We start from the raw sequence: 17,702 nt of genomic DNA, 5'->3' as shown, positions 1-17,702 counted from the left end.
AATAAGATATATGTATTAGGATGTTGTATCGATAACATTATCGTCATTTACATTTCTTTTTTTCTTTAATAAATGCAAGTATTCCTGGAATAATAGATATTATTATAATAGCAATTAAAATGTATGAAAAATGTGTCTTTATAAAAGGTAAGTTTCCAAAGAAATAACCGCCACCTAAAAATAATACAACCCACAAGAAAGCACCTAACATGTTGTAAATACTAAATTTTGAATAAGCCATTTCTCCTATTCCTGCAACAAATGGTACAAAAGTCCTTATAACAGGTATAAATCTTCCTAATACTATTGTTATAGAGCCATGTTTTTTGTAAAAATCATGTGCTTTTTTGAGATATTCTTTATTAATAAATTTTATGTTTTCCTTATCTAAAATTTTATTTCCAATTTTCTGTCCTACATGATAGTTAGCGGTATCTCCAAGTACTGCCGCTAGATAAAACACTAAAAACAGTGGAAATATTTTGAGTGTACCAATGGAAGCAAGTACCCCTGCCGCAAACAAAATAGAGTCCCCTGGTAAAAAAGGAGTAACAACTAATCCAGTTTCACAGAATATAATTAGAAATACAAATGCATACGTCCATATTCCATAATTTTGTATTATTATAGCTAGATATTTATCAAGATGCAGTATTACATTAATTAAACTTGTTATAATATTCATGAGTTATCCTTTCCTCCCTAAAATTTAATATTAAAAGAAGTGTCTTTTGTTTTTACATTGTAGATAGCGAGCATTAAAATTAGATTAAAAAAATATACTATGAATTAATAAATTGAATATAGAAACACTAAATAATAAATACTATAATTAATTTATTATTCAGTGTGAGTAGTAATGGGGGAAGGTGAGTATTATATTAAGATTAAAAAAATTAATGTAAATAGTAATATATTTTATAATGGATTTGAAATAGGAATATTACTAAAAGCTATTGATAGAATTTTATTACTCTTTCTAAATCCAAATAGATTAGGCAATTTAGTTACTTTTTTAACATATCATGAGATATGAGAAGATCCAAGTGATGTTATTCCAAACTTTATGATAAAGTTAAGCTAAAAATTCATTATAAGCACACAATATTTTGGAGTTTTTTATTTAATTTCCCATGGAATAGTTATTGTTTTTGGATATAAAATGGTCGAAGGCAATCAATAAGAAACCTATAATCTTATTAGAACCTTATGGAAAAATTAGTAATCCAAAAGTACGACAGCTTTTTACACAACTGAGAGATTAAAAAATGAAAAATATTACACAATTATAACAAGAAATAAAGAGTATTACGGAACAAGGAAAAAACAATTAAAAAATAACCTTACTTTTCTAGATATTTTTCAATCAAGTTTTCAAAAATATTAATGTGAGTTTGTTCATCAGATATTATTTTCAGTATAATTTTTTCAATATATTTATCCTCGATGAGTGCGACAGCCATATTTTTAACTATATAGTTTTTTTTGAAACAAAAAAATTTCCTGAAGCATTTAAACCAGCATAGAAAACTTCCTGTATATCACTAATATTATAGTTCTTTAATTTTTCTATAACCCATTGAGCGTCGTGATTAGTATCTTCTAAATTATTATAAATTATTTTTCCATCAATAATTATATCAATGACTAAACCATTATCTTTTGTTTGAATATTTAAATCGCCAGTTGTGATTGGTTGCTTATTCACTTTAGGTAATACGGTTAATTCTCCGTCGCTTTCAATTGCGGCTATTGCTACATCATCTATATTAAAAATATCTTTCTCTCTCAACTGCATTATTAATTTATTTATAGTAATCCTTACTTTTCTTAAATTATAATCTAATAGTTTACCATTGTTTATTAGTATTACTGGCTCGCCATCAACTAGCTTTCTAAATTTAATACTTTTAATATCTAAATAATCTGTTATTGCAACCATTATAGTAATAATTATTATTGAAAGTGTAGCTAATAATGGTGATTCTTGTGAACCTAATGCAATTCTTACTGCAATAGATCCAAGTGTAATTCCAACTATAAAATCAAAAAATGTTATTCTTGATATTAGTTTCCGCCCAATTATTCTTCCTAAAACTAATAGAATAATATAGGTTGAGATGCTTCTAAAAATTATTTCTATAGGTTTCCACAGCATATTTACACCTTCATATTATTTTTATATTTATATTTTTACCTAAGCATTAAGAAATATTCGTTTTATTATAGTAATTGATATGTGCAAATTTCAAGATTTAAAGTAATGCATCCCTATCTAGTGCCATATTATATAAATTTTTTGAAATTTTAATTAATTTTTTTTTATTTTGGGCATACTAACCGCATATAAAAACTAAAAGGGTGAAAACGATGAATAAAAGTTGTGAAAATACAAGTAATGATAATAATTCTAAAAAGGAGCTAAATGCCTATAGCTTAGCAGGGATAGGCATAGGTGGGATAGTTGGCTCTGGCTTTTTTTTGGGGTCAGGATTAGCAATAAGGGAAGCAGGACCAGCGGTTATTTTAGCATTTTTGGTTGGAGGATTTATAATGTCGCAAGTACTTGGAGCAATGACTAGTATAAGTATAAATCGTCCTGTTACTGGATCATTTCGAGTATATACGGAACAGTTTCTTGGTAAGTTTATGGGTTATTTATTAGGATGGATAATATACATTTCAAGTATTCTTGGTATAGCTTCTGAAGCTATGGCAGCAGCTATATTTTTAAAATATTGGTTTACACGGATTCCTATAGCATTACTAGCGTTGGGTGTCATAATTTTGGTTATTTTAATAAATAGACTGAATATGAGGTATTTCAGTTATATTGAATCGGGTACTGCGGTGCTAAAAATATTGACTATCGTAATATTCGTGGGTATAGGGGTTATATTTTTACTGTCTCATGGGATACAAGTAACTCCAAATCCTTTTAGGTCAGTAAACAATTTTTTTCCAAATAAACTATCAGGAATATTGCAAGCTATGTTGGTTGTAATATTTACCTATTCAGGTATAAGTACTATTGCAATGGCTACATCTGATGTAAAAAAACCTTGTTTATCTATACCCAAAGCAACGATTATTGTAACAGCGGGGCTTATTATTTTATATACTCTGTCAATGTGTATAATAATTTTAACAATGAATTGGAGCAATGTTAATATAGCTTCTTCACCAATAATCCAATCCCTTAAAAGTATGAATATAAATTGGGCTTCTTCAACAATTAATGCAATAATACTTATAGCAACTTTTTCAGTAATGATAGGTAATTATTACAGTTGTAATCAGGCCATTATTTCATTATCAGAGTCAAAAGAAGCACCTTCAATTTTCAAAAATACAAAGAAGAATTTCTATTGGTATGCTTGGCTTTTGACAGGAATATCATCATTAATAGTAGTGTTGTTATCTTTTTCAGTAAGTGCTAAACTATTTAATTATCTTGTTTCAGCATGCTCATATTATTCGTTTTTTAATTGGATAGTTAATCTAATCGTTTACTTGCTTTGGCTAAAAAAAAGAAGCAGTGATGAAAAATATACTTCTCCACTTATTTTAGGAAGGTGGGGAGCATATGGAACAATAATAATTGTAATACTATTTTTTGTTATGAGCCTTAAAGTACAAGATTTTAGAATAGGATTTTATTCTGCAGCAATAATAACAGTTCTTATTAGCATCTCATATAAATTAGTTAAAAGATAAAAAACTTTTGTAAGCATATTCTCAATCTGTAATTGATATTGGCATTTGACAATAACTCTGATTAGATGTAATATGAAAATGGCAAATGCCAATATTGATTTAGGAGATGATGATGTGTCAGAGTGTAATTCATGCCCATCAAACGAAAAATGTTCAAAGGATAAACAAAGTTGTATGATTGAAAATAATTCTAAAAATAATGTAGGGAAAATTATTGGTGTTATGAGTGGAAAAGGTGGAGTAGGTAAGTCATCAATTTCAGTACTTATTGCAAAACATTTAAATAGCCTTGGATATAGAGTTGGAGTATTAGATGCTGATATAACAGGACCAAGTATTCCTAGACTTATGAATTTAAAAGATACAAAATGCGTTGCGATAGACAATATGATGATTCCAGCAAAGACTATTGATGGAATAAAGGTAATGTCTTTAAATCTAATGGTAAAAAATGAAAATGACCCTGTAATATGGCGTGGACCAATGATAGCAGGTGCAGTTAAACAATTTTGGACAGATACTCTTTGGGAAGAACTTGATTATTTAATTATTGATATGCCTCCAGGAACAGGTGATGTTGCTTTAACAGTAATGCAATCCATACCTTTAAATGGAATAGTTATGGTGTCTGTACCTCAAGATTTTGTTTCTATGATAGTTTCAAAAGCTATAAATATGGCAAGAAAAATGAACATCAATATTTTAGGTGTTATTGAAAATATGAGTTACATAGCTTGCCCAGATTGTGGTAAGAAAATTAAATTATTTAATGGAGAAGGTACTGACAAGTTTTTAGAAGAAATGGATTTAAAACTTTTGGGTAAGCTCCCTGTAATGACTACTATAAGTGGTTTGGCGGAGTATGGATATGAAAATGCAAATGAAAGTCTTGAGTTAATTTTTAATCCAATAGTAAAAAATATATTAGATGAGTTGGGGGAATAAAAATGAAGATAGCAATTTCAGCAACGGGAGAAACTAACGAAGCTTTACTTGATATGAGATTTGGAAGATGTAGATATTTTCAAATTTACGATACTGAAAATGGAGAAACTGTATCTTTGGAAAATAAGGGTATGACTTCTAGCGGTGGGGCAGGTATAGCTGCATCTAATCAGTTAGTTGATGAAAAAGTGGATGTTATAATAACAGGAAGTCTTGGGCCTAATGCTTTTGAAATCATTGAAAAGGCTGGAATTAAAGCATATAAATGTGGAAATATAGCCATAAGTTCCGTATTAGATAAATATAAGAATAATGAACTTTCTGAAATAAATACAGCTGGAGCTTCACATCAAGGGTAAATTACATAGATTGGAGGTGAATATATAATTGAATATAGCCGTTCTCAGTGGAAAAGGAGGAACAGGTAAAACTACAGTATCCACTAATTTAGCACTTGCATTAAAAGCAAATTATATAGATTGTGATGTAGAAGAACCTAATGGTTTTTTGTTTTTAAAGCCAGAGGTTTCTGAAGAAGAATCAGTTACCACAGAATATCCTTTTATAGATGATACTAGTTGTTCTAACTGCGGTAAATGTGCAGTTGTATGTCAATTTAATGCACTTGCAAAGGTAAGAGAAGATATTATGCTTTTTCAAAAGTTATGTCATGGTTGTGGTGCTTGCAAAATTGTGTGCCCGCATAATTCTATTACTTATAATGAAAGAGAAATAGGAAAAATTGAAAAAGGAACATCTAAGGGTATTAGCTGTCAAAGAGGAATTTTAAATATTAGTGAACCTATGGCAGTACCGGTTATTAAAAAATTACTAAAAGGATTGACAAATGAAGTAAATATAATCGATTGTCCCCCAGGAACTTCTTGCAATGTAGTAAATTGTTTAAACTATGCTGACGGCGCAGTACTTGTTACAGAACCTTCAGAATTTGGACTTCACGATTTAAGGATGGCAGTGGAAATTGTTAAAATGTATAAGATTCCTTTTGGTATAGTTATAAATAAAGATGATGGTACCGACAATATTATAAAGAAGTATTGTGAAAAAGAAGAAATAAAATTAATTGGAACGATTGATTACAGTAAAGACACAGCAGTACTTTATTCTAAGGGAGAAGTACTATATGATGATTTAAATCATAAAAAAGTATTTGATAAACTTTCCATTGGGGTAAAGGAGGTACTAGCTTGGAATTAACAGTTTTAAGTGGAAAAGGTGGAACAGGAAAAACTACTATTGTGGCAGCATTATCTGAACTTGCTGGAGATATAGTTAAAGTAGATTGTGATGTAGATGCCCCAAATCTTTATATGTTCTACAATGGAAAAGATATTGAAGAAAGTGAGTTTATAGGTGGTAAAAAGGCTGTAGTAGATAATTCAGTTTGCATTAAGTGTGGTAAATGTGAAAGTGTTTGTAGATTTGGTGCTGTAAAAAATTATTCTATAGATATGTTTTTGTGTGAAGGCTGCGGTGCATGTAAGCTTATTTGTCCACAAAATGCTATAAAATTAATTGATGAAAAGGCAGCAGATGCCTATATTACCGAACTTGATAAAGGAGTAATTTCAAGAGCAGAAATGAATATAGGTAGTGATGGCTCTGGAAAGCTTATAGCTTTTTTGAGGAGAAATGCTGAGAGATATAGTGAAGATGAAAAATTAACTATAATAGATGGTTCTCCAGGTATTGGATGTGCTGTAATATCCTCAATAACAGGTAGTGATGCAGCGCTAGTTGTTACAGAACCTACAAAGTCAGGCCTAGAAGATTTAAAGAGAGTTACAGCTTTAAGTGAGCACTTTGAAGTTTTTACAATGATTTGTATAAACAAATATGACATAAATGAAGATATGACAAAGAAAATAGAAGATTTTATATATGAAAAAAGATTGGCTTTGGTAGGCAAGATTCCATATGACGATACTGTTATGAAAGCCATAAATGAATTAAAGCCTATAACTTTTTATAAAGATAGTATAGCTGAAAAAGCTATCGAAAATATGTGGCATAACATAAAAAATACAATTTTTAGGAGGATTTAATATGAAAATAGCAGTTGCAAGTGAAGAAAAATATATAAGTGGTCATTTTGGACATTGTGGTGGTTTTACAATTTATGATGTGGATGGCAGCAAGATATTAAATCAGAGTTTTACTCCAAATCCAGGACACAAACCAGGATATCTTCCAGTATTTCTAAAAGAATTAGAAGTAAATGTTATTATTGCAGGTGGTATGGGTGAAACTGCACAAAAGTTATTTGAGGAAAATGAAATTAAAGTTGTAGTTGGTATTGAAGGCTTATGCGATGATGCTGTAAATAAATATATAGAGGGAAAATTACAATCTACAGGCAGTGTTTGCACGGAACATGAATATGAAGGACATTGCAATGAATAATTAATAAGGATAATATTATGGAAAATGATTTGATAATGTTTAAAAATTTATTATTACAAAATGGATATAAATTTACATCAAGTAGAAAACATATATTAAAAGCTATTTTAAATAGTGGAACACATTTAAGTGCAAAAGAAATATGTGAAAAGGTTAAAGAATATCATTTAGGACTTGCTACGGTTTATAGAGCTTTAAAGCTTTTTAATAAATTAGGAATAGTTAAAGAAATAACTTTAAGTGATAGGAGTTATTATGAATTAAAACTATTTAGTAAAAATCCCTTGCATATTCATTTTAAATGTTTTAAATGTAATAGTATAATTGATATAGATAGTCAGGATTTAAATCTTGACTATCTAAAATTAAGTAAAAAAGCAGAAACTGAAAATAATGTTGAAATATATGATTCTAATATAATGTTTGTGGGACTATGTAGCAAATGCAAGGGGGAAGTGAAATGCCAAGACGAACAAAATTTAGAAGAGTAGAGTTTTTCCCAGAGGATACTTATTTTGTTCCATTAGGAAAACCTAAATGTGAACTTGAAGAAATAGTTTTAAAAGTAGAAGAACTTGAAGCTATAAGATTAAAAGATATTGAAGGATTAAGTCAAGAAGAGTGTGCTGTGAAAATGCAAGTTTCAAGGCAAACTTTTCAGAATATTGTTGATGCTGCAAGAAAAAAGACAGCTAGTGCTTTAATAAATGGAAATGCCATAAGAATAAGTGGCGGAAATTATAAATCTAAGTTTTGTAAATTTAAATGTTTGAACTGTGGTAATGTATATGAACTAAATTATGAGCAAGATAAGCATATTTGTCCATCTTGTAGTTCGGACAAGGTTGTTTGCAACAAAAGAGCAGGCTTTTGTACAAAGTGGTGTAGATAGACAATGTATATATCCTTATTATCAAGTCATTAATTATATGAAAAGGAAGAATGTTTTATGAAAAAAATTGTAGAGAATATGAAATCATGTCTTCAACCAGCACCTAAGATATTAGTTTCTTGCAGAGATGCTGATGGTAGAAATAATGCTTTAGCAGTAGCATATTGCTGCAATTGTAGTTATGCTCCACCAATGATTATGGTAGGAATTGTACCTTCACGATACTCTTACAAAATGGTAAAGGAAACAGGTGCTTTTGCAGTAAATATTGTTACAAAAGATCAAAAAGAAATGTTTGATTATTTAGGCAGCCATAGTTGCAGAGATGAAGATAAATTTTCTAAACTTAATATTAAAGTTGAGGAAGGAATTAAAGTAAATGTTCCATTACTAGCAGATTGTCCTGTAAATATTGAATGTAAAGTAGTAGATTCTATAGTTACTGGTTCACATGAAATGTTTGTAGGCAAAATTGAATATGTACATGCTGATAGTGAAATAGTTGATGATAATGGAAACATTGATTTTTCAAAATTAGAACTTCTTTAGAAGCACTATAAATAGTTATTGAGGGGTGGTTTTCCACCCTTTATTTAGGTTATAAGTATATATTATTTTGGAATACAAAAATTAAATCTTATTAAAGGGAGAGAGAAATATGGCTTTAAGAAATATAACAAATTACAAAATAGATGACATATTGAGAAAAAAATCAAAACATGTCGATAAGATTGATAAGAGAACATTGAAGTTAATAGATGATATGGCAGAAACAATGTATAGTGCAGATGGAGTGGGGTTAGCGGCACCACAGGTTGGTATATTAAAAAGAATAATTGTAATTGATATTGGCAGTGGACTTATAAAACTTATAAATCCAGAAATAATAGAACAAGAAGGAGAACAAGTAGATACAGAGGGTTGTTTGAGTATTCCTGAAGTTATAGGAGAAGTTAAGCGTCCTTACAGAGTGAAAGTTAAAGGCTTTGATGAAAATGGTAAGAAGGTAGAAATTGAAGCTACAGAATTACTTGCAAGGGCATTTTGCCATGAAATTGATCACTTAGATGGTATTTTATTTATTGATAAGGCTATTCCAAACATTATTAACAACACTGATATATAGAGCGGATTGAGAAATATAGATATTAAATTAGATTGTATTTATTGTAATATGATAATGTAAAGGTGATTTAAAATGGATTTAAAAATAACAACTCTTATAGAAAATAAACCAAGTATTAATTCAGAACTTTATTATGAGCATGGATTGTCTCTTTATATAGAAACTGGCAAAATTAAAATTTTATTTGATACAGGCCAGAGCGGGGATTTTATAAGAAACGCGGAATTATTGAAAGTTGATCTGAGTAACCTTGATTATGTGCTGTTGAGTCATGGACATTATGATCACAGTGGAGGTTTTGAAAAGTTTGCTAACAAATTTAAAGAACCATACAAATTAATTGTTGGAAAAAGTTTTTTTGCAAAAAAATACAAGCTTGTAGAAAATGAAACTTACAAGTATAACGGAAATTCTTTTGATGAGAAATTTATTGATGAGAATAATATTTCAATAAAATATATTAAACAAGATATTTATTATATTTCGCCAAGTGTAATGGCTTTTTCAAATTTTAAAAGTAGCAATAATTTTGAATTGTTAAATCCAAAGTTTAAGATAAAGTTCAATGAAAACTACACAGTAGACGATTTCTCAGATGAAATAGTACTAGCAGTTAAACTTGATAAAGGATTAGTAGTTATAGTTGGCTGCTCACATGTAGGAATAGTTAATATTTTAGAAACCATTATGGAACGAACAGGCATGCCAATCTATGGGGTAATTGGAGGAACACACTTAATAGAAGCCGATGATTTAAGGTTAAATAGAACAATTGATTTTTTTAAGAAAAATGATATTAAAGTTTTGAGAATGTCACATTGTACAGGCGATAAAGCTATTGAAAAAATAAAAATGCAATTTAAAGAAAGCTTTATATATAATAATACTGGCAATGTTATTGAATTATAAAGTTAGTGAAAGTCTTAAAACAATGAAACTATAGATGTACAATTTGTCGAGCAGAGTACGGATGACAGAGTACAGAGTACAGTGAATGATGATTTACCTTTTGCTTCGCTTAGGTAAATCTTAGAACTTAATAGTGTTAGCTGCGCTAAGCACTATGTTTTACGCCATGCGCAAGCATTAAGTTTAAGATTTTTCAAAGCGATAGCGGAGAAAAATCATCCTAAACTGTCCTTTATCAATTGTCAAATGAGATAGATTCTAGCTTGTCAGTATAAACTTGAAATTTGAAATTTTCAAGTTCCAAGTTGTATATTTATTTAAAGACATTTCTACTAAGTTCTCTTTAAGTAAATATAAGGATTTTTAGGCTTACTTATATTTTTTTCACTTGTAACATCAATTATTGGAATTATTTTTTGATCACTATAATTTTTATCAAAATTTTCTACAGAATTTATTGTGCCGGTAACACTTATCCACTCATTATTTTTTAGGTCAACATTGCCTTTTATACGACAGGCTAGTCCAGTAATTTCAGCATCAGCAGCGCAGCATACTATAAGCATTCTTGAAATTGCAAAAGTATTTTTGGGGAAGTGCTCATCTTTGTATACAAAGCCTGAAATAGTTATTTCTTTACCCTTGTATTTATTTAAATTATAAGATATTTCATTTGTCATATCTGAAAAATTACTATCTGTAAGTGTTATTAAATTACTGATCTTATTTGAAGTAACATCTTTTTCAGTTGAATAAATATTTGAAGTTATACCTTTGTTTGCTGCAATATTTGAATTTAAACCTTGTGGGTTTATTATATATGCAAGAATTAATGGAACAAAAAATATTATAGAAACAGAGGTTGTATGCTTTTTATTAAATAAAATCTTTTTTAATTCAAGCAATGATAATACAAACAAAACTACCATTGAAAAAATTATGTAATTTGTCATTTTGGGATGAATAAATAAATATAATTTTTTGCTTGAAATTAGGTAGTACATGTAATATGAAAAGCCTATTAAAAATATGAACCATTTAAATTTATTTATCATTTATTAATCACCACCCATAAATCTATATAACTATGTTCAAAAAGTTAAATATAATTCCTATAAAAAAGCAAACCGTCATTACTATGCAGGTTAATTTAAATATAAACTTTCGATTAAAAACGTCACTAAGCATTAGGGTATTTTTTATGTCTATCATAGGACCACATATTAAGAAAGCTATTATGGAGCCGCTGGTAAATTGACCTACAAAAGTTTTTGCTATAAAAGCATCAGTTTCAGAACATACACACATTACATAAGCAAGTGCAATCATAGCTACAATAGACAATATTTTATGGCTGCCAATGGATAAAATATATCTTCTTGGAATAATAGTTTGCATTAAAGCGGATAAAAAAGCTCCAGCAATAATAAATTTACCCACTTCATTTAATTCAGAGCTTACATGTTCAAGAATATGAGAAATTGTGTGAATATGGTTTGTCTCATTATCGTGCTCATGGTGATGCTCATGATGACAGCAGTAGCCATGTTCATGTGAGCAGTTGTCATTTTTAGCAAGAGTAAAGTTGTAATAAAGAGGTCTTGTGTTTGAAGAATTATTTCTCAAACTAGAAATTCTATTGTGCTTGCGTTCTAAAATGCTTATTATAAAACCTATTAATATAGAGCTTGTCCAGCCTATAAAGCCTCTAAGCATTGCCATGTGCGAATCATTTAAAAAGGCATAATAAGTTGATGAAAGTACTACAGGATTAATTATTGGAACTGAAAGCATAAAGGTTACAGCAATATAAAGAGGAACGCCTTTTTTTAATAATCTCCTAGCTATAGGTACAATGGCACAGTCGCATACTGGAAATATTAAACCGATTGATGCGGCGGCTAGTAGACCTATGAATTTGTTCTTTGGTATTATTTTAGCTATGGTTTCTTCAGATACAAACATTTGAATAATGGAGGATATAAATACTCCAATTATGATAAAGGGAAAGGCTTCTAAAATTATACTTAAAAAAATTGTTGTGAAGCTTTGAAGAACACTATTTTGAAGCACGAAATTAAAGCTGTTCTTTAGTATATTTATATTTACAATAAACATAATTAAAATAGGCAATATAAGTATTAACATAGGAATAAAAAAAATTGATTTTTTATTTTCTTCCAAGGGGAAACCTCCTTTATAGATACCAAGGCTATTATGACAAATTACAATTTTTAGAGCAGAGTACAAAGTACAAAGTACAGAGTACAAAGAAGGATGATTTGCCTTTCGATTCTCTCAGGTAAATCTTAAACTTAAATGGTGTCAGCTTCGCTGACGCCATTTATGGCGCGATTGCGCAGCAATAAAAAAATAAGTTTTCAGATTTTTCGTAGTGCTAACGGAGAAAAATCCTCATTCATTGTACTTTGTACTCTGTACTTTGTACTTTGGCTTCTCCTCGACAAATTGTAATTTCCATTTTTTAAGTAGTATATCTATATGTAATATACATTTATATTATTACTAAATATATACCATCGTGAATTGTGAATTTTAAATTTAAGAAAATTTTACCTTAAATGATATTGACAAAGTAAGTTTAAGACATTAAGCTTAATGTAAATGCAATAAGTTTGCATTTACATAAATTCTGGGAGTGATAAAAAATGAAACAATCTAAATTAATTAAGAAGCATAAATACAACAAAATAGGATTATTAACAGTAGTTGCACTGTCTTTTATATTATCAGGCTGCGGTACAAGTAATTCTTCTTCAGTAACAGGAGGAAAGATAATTCAAGCTGTTGGAGCGGAAAATGAGTATGCAGATGTAATTAAACAAATTGGTGGGAAATATGTATCAGTTATAGGGATTATGAGTAATCCAAGTGCTGATCCTCACTCATATGAGGCAAATACGAAAGATTCAAGAGCTGTAAGCAATGCGGATTTAATTATTGAAAATGGTCTTGGATATGATGACTTTATGGACAAGCTAGAAGCAAGTTCTCAAAACTCAAATAGAAAAATAATAAATGTTGCAAAAACTCTTGGCTACGGAGACAATACAAAAAATCCTCATCTTTGGTATAAGCCTGATACAATGACAAGGGTAGCAGAAACTATTACAAAGTACTTCGAAACTAAGTTTCCAGATAAAAAAAGTTACTTTGAAAGCAATTTAACTAAGTTCAATGCTTCATTAAAACCTTTTAATAATGATATAAAACAAATCCAAGAGCAATATGCTAAAGCAGGAGTTGCGGTTACTGAACCAGTGTCAGATTATATGTTAGAAGCTGCCGATTTGGATATAAAGACTCCTTGGGCTTATCAAGCAGCTGTAATGAATGGAACAGACCCTTCACCACAGAATGTAAAAATTCAAGAGGATATTATGAAAAATAAAAAGGTTAAAGTATTTATTTATAATCAGCAAGCTATTGATGATTCCACCACTGCCTTATTAAAGCTTGCAAAAAGCAATAATATACCTATTGTAGGTGTGTATGAAACTATGCCTCCTAATTATTCGTATCAAAAATGGATGCAAACAGAGGCAGATAGTATAATAAAGGCTTTAAAATATGGAGTTTCTAGGGAGAAAATTTAATTATGGAAAATAGTAAATTAAGAAAAGATAAAGCAATATTATCTGTTGAAGATGTTGTTGTAAAATTTGGAGAACGTTCAGTACTTAATCATGTGAATTTTGAAGTTTATCCAGGCGAGTTTGTAGGGCTTATTGGAGCTAATGGAGCAGGAAAATCTACTCTGTTAAAAGTTATTTTAGGCTTATTATCGCCAACTAAAGGTAACGTAAAACTAACCGGGAGTAATGGTAAAACTGCAAAACATACAATTGGATACGTACCTCAAAAAATATTTTTAGAACCCAATATTCCATTAAGGGGACGTGATTTAGTTGCTCTTGGACTTGATGGACATAAATTTGGTATTCCACTTCCAAGCAAGAAAAAGGAAAAGCTCGTAAATGAAATATTAGAAGCAGTAGATGCCTTAAGATATGCAGATTCACCTATAGGAAAGTTGTCAGGTGGAGAGCAGCAAAGGCTTCTTATAGCTCAAGCTCTGCTTACAAATCCAGAAATATTAATTTTAGACGAACCACTGTCGAATCTTGATATTAAGAGTGCTTATGAAATAGTTAATTTAGTTTCAAGAATAGGGAGAGAAAGAAAAACTGCTGTTATTTTAGTGGCGCATGATATGAATCCTCTTTTAGGTGTAATGGATAGAGTTTTATATTTGGCGGATGGAAAAGCTGTTATGGGTCAGGTAAAAGAGGTTTTTCAAACTGATGTACTAAGCAAGTTATATGGTTATCCAGTAGAAGTATTACATGTAAAGGGAAGGATTATGGTGTTAGGAGGATTAGAACAAGAAAATATAAATGCCAACTTCAAAACCTCGGAGGTAACATCATGAAAGAAATCTTAAACTTTGTATTTGCACCAGGTTTTTTTCAAAGTACAGAAGTTAGAAATGCTTTAATACTTGGTACTATTGTAGCAGCGATATCTGGAGTTATTGGTGTATTTGTAATTATTCGTAATCAAACTTTTGCAGCTCATGCTATTGCTGATTTTGGAGGCGTGGGTGCTGCTATTGCATTTTTATTTGGAATCAATAATTTATGGGGATTTTTGGGATTTGGAGTATTAGCAGCTAGCGGAGTAGAATTTTTAGGAAATAAGGCAAAGGAGCGAGATTTAGCTACTGGTGTAATATTAGCTATTGCATTGGGAATACAAACTTTATTTTTATACTTGGATACACATTTTACTGGAAAAGCAAGTGCACCTATGATGATTTTATTTGGATCAATTTTTGTAGTGGATTTATCTTCAATTTATATTGTAATTTTGCTTACAGCAGTTACTGTAATTTTAATTTGCGTTTTTTATAGACAGCTTTTATTAAGTTCTTTAGATTTAGAAATTGCAAAAATAAGAGGAGTAAATGTTCGTCTTATAAGAATTATATTTGTAATTTTATTGGCGGTTGTAGTTGAAGAGGGAGCACTTATAACTGGTTCCTTACTTAGCAGTGCACTTTTAATTGGACCAGCTGCGGCAGCTATGAGAATTACACATAGAATGAATGCTGCTATGCTATTATCAGCAATTATTGGGGTTGCAGCTGTATGGCTTGGTGTTATTTTGTCTTATGATAGTTTTTATTGGCCACCGGAAGGAAAGGGATGGGCGGTAAGCTTTTTTATAACTATTCTTGTCATATTATTTTATATAATTTCTAGGATAAAAGAACAATTGCATAAGGCAAAAAATATTGAAAGTGAAAGGGTGATAGCTGATGAGTAGTGCTTGGATATTTACGGATACTTTCATGCTTCATGCCTTAGTTAGTGGTACTATAATAGCTGTACTTTGTGCTCTCGTAGGATTTTTTGTTGTTATAAGAGGAGATTCATTTGCAGCACATGCCTTGCCACAAGTTGGTTTTTCAGGAGGTGCAGGTGCAGTATTGTTAAATGCTAATCCTATGTATGGTTTGTTTATATTTGTAATTGGAGGTTCAATATTAATTGGAGTATTCAGTAAGAAAGAACGTAATGATATAGTAACTGCACTTTGTTTAGTTGGCGTGCTTGGGATTGGATCACTATTCTTAGGCTTAACGGATAAATATGCAGCGGGAGCTTATGGTCTCCTATTTGGACAAATTGTAGGTGTTAGCTATGCACAAGTAATTGAAACAGCAATTATAGGAGTAGTTTGTGTTTTTGCAATAATTTTTCTATATAGACCACTTTTATTAGTTTCGCTTTCTAAAGATATAGCTGAAGCAAGAGGAGTTTCTATTAGATTAGTAGAAATGCTTTTTATGATAGTGCTTGGATTAGTTTCAGCAGTGACAGTACCAATAGTAGGTGCATTGCTTTGTTTTAGTTTGCTTATTGTACCAACAGCGGCAAGCACTTATATAACAAGTAATCCTGTAAAGGGAATAATTATATCCATAATATTTTCTGTAGTTTCAATATGGCTATCATTAATTTTTGCATATTACTCAGATTGGCCTATTGGCTTTTTTGTATCAGTAATAACAGGAAGCATTTATTTACTTTCAAGACTATGTAGTAAAATTACTTCCAAGCTTTAAATATTCAAAGATAATGTATATAATTTTTAATGAGTCAATCTTGTGTGAATTGAAAAACATTACTAGAAGTAGCCTTGTAGCTAAACAAATTGTAGGGAGTATTGCAGCTTGTGCAGTATCTCGCTACAATTTGAATTATTTTAGCAGCCACCTGTGAAGGTGAAATATAGCAGTATTGCATTTAGTGATATTACGATAACAGCTATTAGTATGCCAAAAAATCTTGTGACGGTTTTATTTACAAGCGCTCCCATTAAATCTTTTCGTTTTGCTATAAGTAACATTTGGATAATGGGAAATGGCAGTATAAAGCTAAGCGCAACTTGACTTAAAACAAGAGCACTCATAGGATTTATTCCAATTGCTATAATAACTAAGGCTGGTATCATGGTTATGAGCCTTCTTACATTTACAGGTATACTTAAATTAACAAAGCCTTTCATAATAGTTTGACCTGCAAGAGTTCCTACCGCAGAGGAGGATAAACCAGAAGCTAGTAAGGCAATTCCAAAAGCTCCACTAGATAGTGAACCTAAAAGTGGTTTTAACGACATATGAGCTTGTTCTATAGTATTTACAACTAAACCGTTTTTATAGAATACTGCTGCGGATACTATTACCATAGCAGCATTAACAATAAATGCAAGATTCATGGCAATGAATATATCTAACTTTTCCATTTTAAAATGTTTTAGTTTGCCAGAATCAGAGGTATCTGTACATCTGTATTGTACCAAATGAGAATGAAGATATATGACATGTGGCATAACTGTTGCACCAAGCATTCCAACAGCTATTAATAAAGCTTCTTCATTAGGTATACCAGGGATAAGTGTATGAATTCCTACTTGAGGCCAATTAGGTTTTGCAAGAATTAGTTCTATTGAATAAGCTATACATATTACTCCTACAAGAATTGTGATAATGAGTTCTACTACCTTCTGCCCATATTTCTCCATATAACAAATCAAAAATGTAAGTAATCCTGTAAGAAGTCCAGCATAGATCATTGGAATTCTAAATAATAAGTATAATCCTAAAGTTCCACCAAGGAATTCTGCTAAATCTGTTGCCATAGCCCCTAGCTCTGCTATAATCCAAAATATCCAATTTGTACGTCTCCTAAATAATTTAGCACACATTTCTGGAAGGTTATGTCCTGTAGCTATTCCGAGTTTAGCTGACATGGTTTGAAGAAATATGGCCATTATATTGCTCCAAAGTATAACCCAAATTAAAGCATAGTTAAACTTTGAGCCGCCGCTGATATTTGTTGCAAAATTACCGGGATCTATATAGGCTACACTGACAACAAAGGCAGGTCCTAAAAATTTTAATAATCCTTTTGAACTTTTACCTGTTTTTTGTATATTTATAGAATTAAACTTTCGCGATTTTATCATAACATCTTGTCTATCCATTAAAATTCACCCTTCTTATTATAGATAAACTATTTGAAATAGAGTTTATCTACAGTTATTCTTAAATAAGTTTATTTATCTAATACAAAATATGAAGTTAAAGCTAAAAAAGTTACA

20 protein-coding genes are annotated in these 17,702 nt (G+C 30.3%); 15 read left to right on the top strand and 5 right to left on the bottom strand.

What is annotated here, in order from left to right; translation table 11 throughout:
* Positions 1–43: 43 nt before the first annotated feature.
* On the bottom strand, positions 44–685 hold the full coding sequence (locus CUEA01_RS21445; protein ID WP_234124129.1) for a DedA family protein: 642 nt from the start codon (positions 683–685) through the stop codon (positions 44–46).
* 786 nt (positions 686–1,471) lie between these two features.
* On the bottom strand, positions 1,472–2,158 hold the full coding sequence (locus tag CUEA01_RS21440; RefSeq protein WP_234124127.1) for a DUF421 domain-containing protein: 687 nt from the start codon (positions 2,156–2,158) through the stop codon (positions 1,472–1,474).
* Between the two features lie 212 nt (positions 2,159–2,370).
* Here CUEA01_RS21440 and CUEA01_RS21435 point away from each other — a divergent pair, with 212 nt between their 5' ends.
* From CUEA01_RS21435 to CUEA01_RS21385, 11 genes are all read left to right on the top strand, one after another.
* Positions 2,371–3,717 carry an amino acid permease gene (locus CUEA01_RS21435; protein ID WP_234124125.1) on the top strand — a complete coding sequence of 449 codons (1,347 nt, stop codon included), beginning with the start codon at positions 2,371–2,373 and terminating at the stop codon, positions 3,715–3,717.
* 114 nt (positions 3,718–3,831) lie between these two features.
* Positions 3,832–4,662 (top strand): Mrp/NBP35 family ATP-binding protein, encoded by an 831-nt coding sequence (locus tag CUEA01_RS21430; protein ID WP_234124764.1) that lies wholly within the window; start codon positions 3,832–3,834, stop codon positions 4,660–4,662.
* 2 nt (positions 4,663–4,664) lie between these two features.
* Complete coding sequence (locus CUEA01_RS21425) at positions 4,665–5,021, top strand: NifB/NifX family molybdenum-iron cluster-binding protein (RefSeq protein WP_234124123.1); 357 nt, start codon at positions 4,665–4,667, stop codon at positions 5,019–5,021.
* Between the two features lie 28 nt (positions 5,022–5,049).
* Entirely contained in the window at positions 5,050–5,880 is an 831-nt protein-coding gene (locus tag CUEA01_RS21420) for a P-loop NTPase (RefSeq protein ID WP_234124121.1), read from the top strand.
* The gene (locus CUEA01_RS21415) at positions 5,871–6,728 is read left to right on the top strand and encodes an ATP-binding protein (RefSeq protein WP_234124120.1); all 858 of its coding nucleotides are present in this window, start codon (positions 5,871–5,873) and stop codon (positions 6,726–6,728) included. The genes CUEA01_RS21420 and CUEA01_RS21415 overlap by 10 nt, the downstream gene beginning before the upstream one ends.
* 1 nt (position 6,729) lies before the next feature.
* Entirely contained in the window at positions 6,730–7,086 is a 357-nt protein-coding gene (locus CUEA01_RS21410; RefSeq protein WP_234124119.1) for a NifB/NifX family molybdenum-iron cluster-binding protein, read from the top strand.
* 17 nt (positions 7,087–7,103) lie between these two features.
* Positions 7,104–7,577, top strand: coding sequence for a Fur family transcriptional regulator (locus CUEA01_RS21405; protein ID WP_234124118.1), 474 nt, complete (start codon positions 7,104–7,106; stop codon positions 7,575–7,577).
* Positions 7,547–7,978 carry a DUF134 domain-containing protein gene (locus CUEA01_RS21400; protein WP_234124117.1) on the top strand — a complete coding sequence of 144 codons (432 nt, stop codon included), beginning with the start codon at positions 7,547–7,549 and terminating at the stop codon, positions 7,976–7,978. Before CUEA01_RS21405 ends, CUEA01_RS21400 begins: the two co-directional genes overlap by 31 nt.
* A 57-nt stretch (positions 7,979–8,035) precedes the next feature.
* Positions 8,036–8,527 carry a flavin reductase family protein gene (locus tag CUEA01_RS21395; RefSeq protein WP_234124116.1) on the top strand — a complete coding sequence of 164 codons (492 nt, stop codon included), beginning with the start codon at positions 8,036–8,038 and terminating at the stop codon, positions 8,525–8,527.
* Positions 8,528–8,636: 109 nt separating this feature from the next.
* Positions 8,637–9,104: a peptide deformylase gene (def, locus tag CUEA01_RS21390; protein ID WP_234124114.1), complete on the top strand. Its 468-nt coding sequence runs from the start codon at positions 8,637–8,639 to the stop codon at positions 9,102–9,104.
* A 72-nt stretch (positions 9,105–9,176) separates the two neighbouring features.
* Complete coding sequence (locus CUEA01_RS21385) at positions 9,177–10,013, top strand: MBL fold metallo-hydrolase (protein WP_234124112.1); 837 nt, start codon at positions 9,177–9,179, stop codon at positions 10,011–10,013.
* Positions 10,014–10,345: 332 nt separating this feature from the next.
* Here the strand turns inward: CUEA01_RS21385 and CUEA01_RS21380 are convergent, their stop codons facing one another.
* Positions 10,346–11,068, bottom strand: a complete 723-nt coding sequence (locus tag CUEA01_RS21380; RefSeq protein ID WP_234124109.1) for a TIGR03943 family putative permease subunit — start codon at positions 11,066–11,068, stop codon at positions 10,346–10,348.
* 22 nt (positions 11,069–11,090) lie between these two features.
* A complete protein-coding gene (locus tag CUEA01_RS21375) occupies positions 11,091–12,197 on the bottom strand; it encodes a permease (RefSeq protein WP_234124106.1) in 1,107 nt (368 codons plus the stop codon).
* 485 nt (positions 12,198–12,682) lie between these two features.
* Here CUEA01_RS21375 and CUEA01_RS21370 point away from each other — a divergent pair, with 485 nt between their 5' ends.
* From CUEA01_RS21370 to CUEA01_RS21355, 4 genes are read left to right on the top strand one after another with little or no spacing between them, the layout of a single operon-like run.
* Positions 12,683–13,630 (top strand): metal ABC transporter solute-binding protein, Zn/Mn family, encoded by a 948-nt coding sequence (locus CUEA01_RS21370; protein WP_234124104.1) that lies wholly within the window; start codon positions 12,683–12,685, stop codon positions 13,628–13,630.
* Positions 13,631–13,632: 2 nt separating this feature from the next.
* Complete coding sequence (locus CUEA01_RS21365; RefSeq protein WP_234124101.1) at positions 13,633–14,466, top strand: metal ABC transporter ATP-binding protein; 834 nt, start codon at positions 13,633–13,635, stop codon at positions 14,464–14,466.
* Positions 14,463–15,362 (top strand): metal ABC transporter permease, encoded by a 900-nt coding sequence (locus CUEA01_RS21360; RefSeq protein WP_234124099.1) that lies wholly within the window; start codon positions 14,463–14,465, stop codon positions 15,360–15,362. Before CUEA01_RS21365 ends, CUEA01_RS21360 begins: the two co-directional genes overlap by 4 nt.
* Positions 15,355–16,164 carry a metal ABC transporter permease gene (locus CUEA01_RS21355; RefSeq protein ID WP_234124096.1) on the top strand — a complete coding sequence of 270 codons (810 nt, stop codon included), beginning with the start codon at positions 15,355–15,357 and terminating at the stop codon, positions 16,162–16,164. The genes CUEA01_RS21360 and CUEA01_RS21355 overlap by 8 nt, the downstream gene beginning before the upstream one ends.
* 140 nt (positions 16,165–16,304) lie before the next feature.
* Here CUEA01_RS21355 and CUEA01_RS21350 read toward each other — a convergent pair whose 3' ends face one another.
* Positions 16,305–17,567 (bottom strand): Nramp family divalent metal transporter, encoded by a 1,263-nt coding sequence (locus CUEA01_RS21350; protein ID WP_234124763.1) that lies wholly within the window; start codon positions 17,565–17,567, stop codon positions 16,305–16,307.
* Positions 17,568–17,702: the final 135 nt, after the last annotated feature.

It is taken from the genome of Clostridium hydrogenum (genome assembly GCF_021432385.1).
Lineage (GTDB): Bacteria > Bacillota > Clostridia > Clostridiales > Clostridiaceae > Clostridium_S > Clostridium_S hydrogenum.
The sequence above is the reverse complement of the archived record's forward strand: the minus strand, read 5'-3'. Positions and strand labels throughout refer to the sequence as shown.

Bases quoted from the DNA above. Each gene is read 5' to 3' on its own strand.
- CUEA01_RS21445 (WP_234124129.1), bottom strand. From the start codon at position 685: ATGAATATTATAACAAGTTTAATTAATGTAATACTGCATCTTGATAAA.
- CUEA01_RS21440 (WP_234124127.1), bottom strand. From the start codon at position 2,158: ATGCTGTGGAAACCTATAGAAATAATTTTTAGAAGCATCTCAACCTAT.
- CUEA01_RS21435 (WP_234124125.1), top strand. From the start codon at position 2,371: ATGAATAAAAGTTGTGAAAATACAAGTAATGATAATAATTCTAAAAAG.
- CUEA01_RS21425 (WP_234124123.1), top strand. From the start codon at position 4,665: ATGAAGATAGCAATTTCAGCAACGGGAGAAACTAACGAAGCTTTACTT.
- CUEA01_RS21410 (WP_234124119.1), top strand. From the start codon at position 6,730: ATGAAAATAGCAGTTGCAAGTGAAGAAAAATATATAAGTGGTCATTTT.
- CUEA01_RS21405 (WP_234124118.1), top strand. From the start codon at position 7,104: ATGGAAAATGATTTGATAATGTTTAAAAATTTATTATTACAAAATGGA.
- CUEA01_RS21400 (WP_234124117.1), top strand. From the start codon at position 7,547: ATGCCAAGACGAACAAAATTTAGAAGAGTAGAGTTTTTCCCAGAGGAT.
- CUEA01_RS21395 (WP_234124116.1), top strand. From the start codon at position 8,036: ATGAAAAAAATTGTAGAGAATATGAAATCATGTCTTCAACCAGCACCT.
- def (WP_234124114.1), top strand. From the start codon at position 8,637: ATGGCTTTAAGAAATATAACAAATTACAAAATAGATGACATATTGAGA.
- CUEA01_RS21385 (WP_234124112.1), top strand. From the start codon at position 9,177: ATGGATTTAAAAATAACAACTCTTATAGAAAATAAACCAAGTATTAAT.
- CUEA01_RS21380 (WP_234124109.1), bottom strand. From the start codon at position 11,068: ATGATAAATAAATTTAAATGGTTCATATTTTTAATAGGCTTTTCATAT.
- CUEA01_RS21370 (WP_234124104.1), top strand. From the start codon at position 12,683: ATGAAACAATCTAAATTAATTAAGAAGCATAAATACAACAAAATAGGA.
- CUEA01_RS21365 (WP_234124101.1), top strand. From the start codon at position 13,633: ATGGAAAATAGTAAATTAAGAAAAGATAAAGCAATATTATCTGTTGAA.
- CUEA01_RS21360 (WP_234124099.1), top strand. From the start codon at position 14,463: ATGAAAGAAATCTTAAACTTTGTATTTGCACCAGGTTTTTTTCAAAGT.
- CUEA01_RS21355 (WP_234124096.1), top strand. From the start codon at position 15,355: ATGAGTAGTGCTTGGATATTTACGGATACTTTCATGCTTCATGCCTTA.
- CUEA01_RS21350 (WP_234124763.1), bottom strand. From the start codon at position 17,567: ATGATAAAATCGCGAAAGTTTAATTCTATAAATATACAAAAAACAGGT.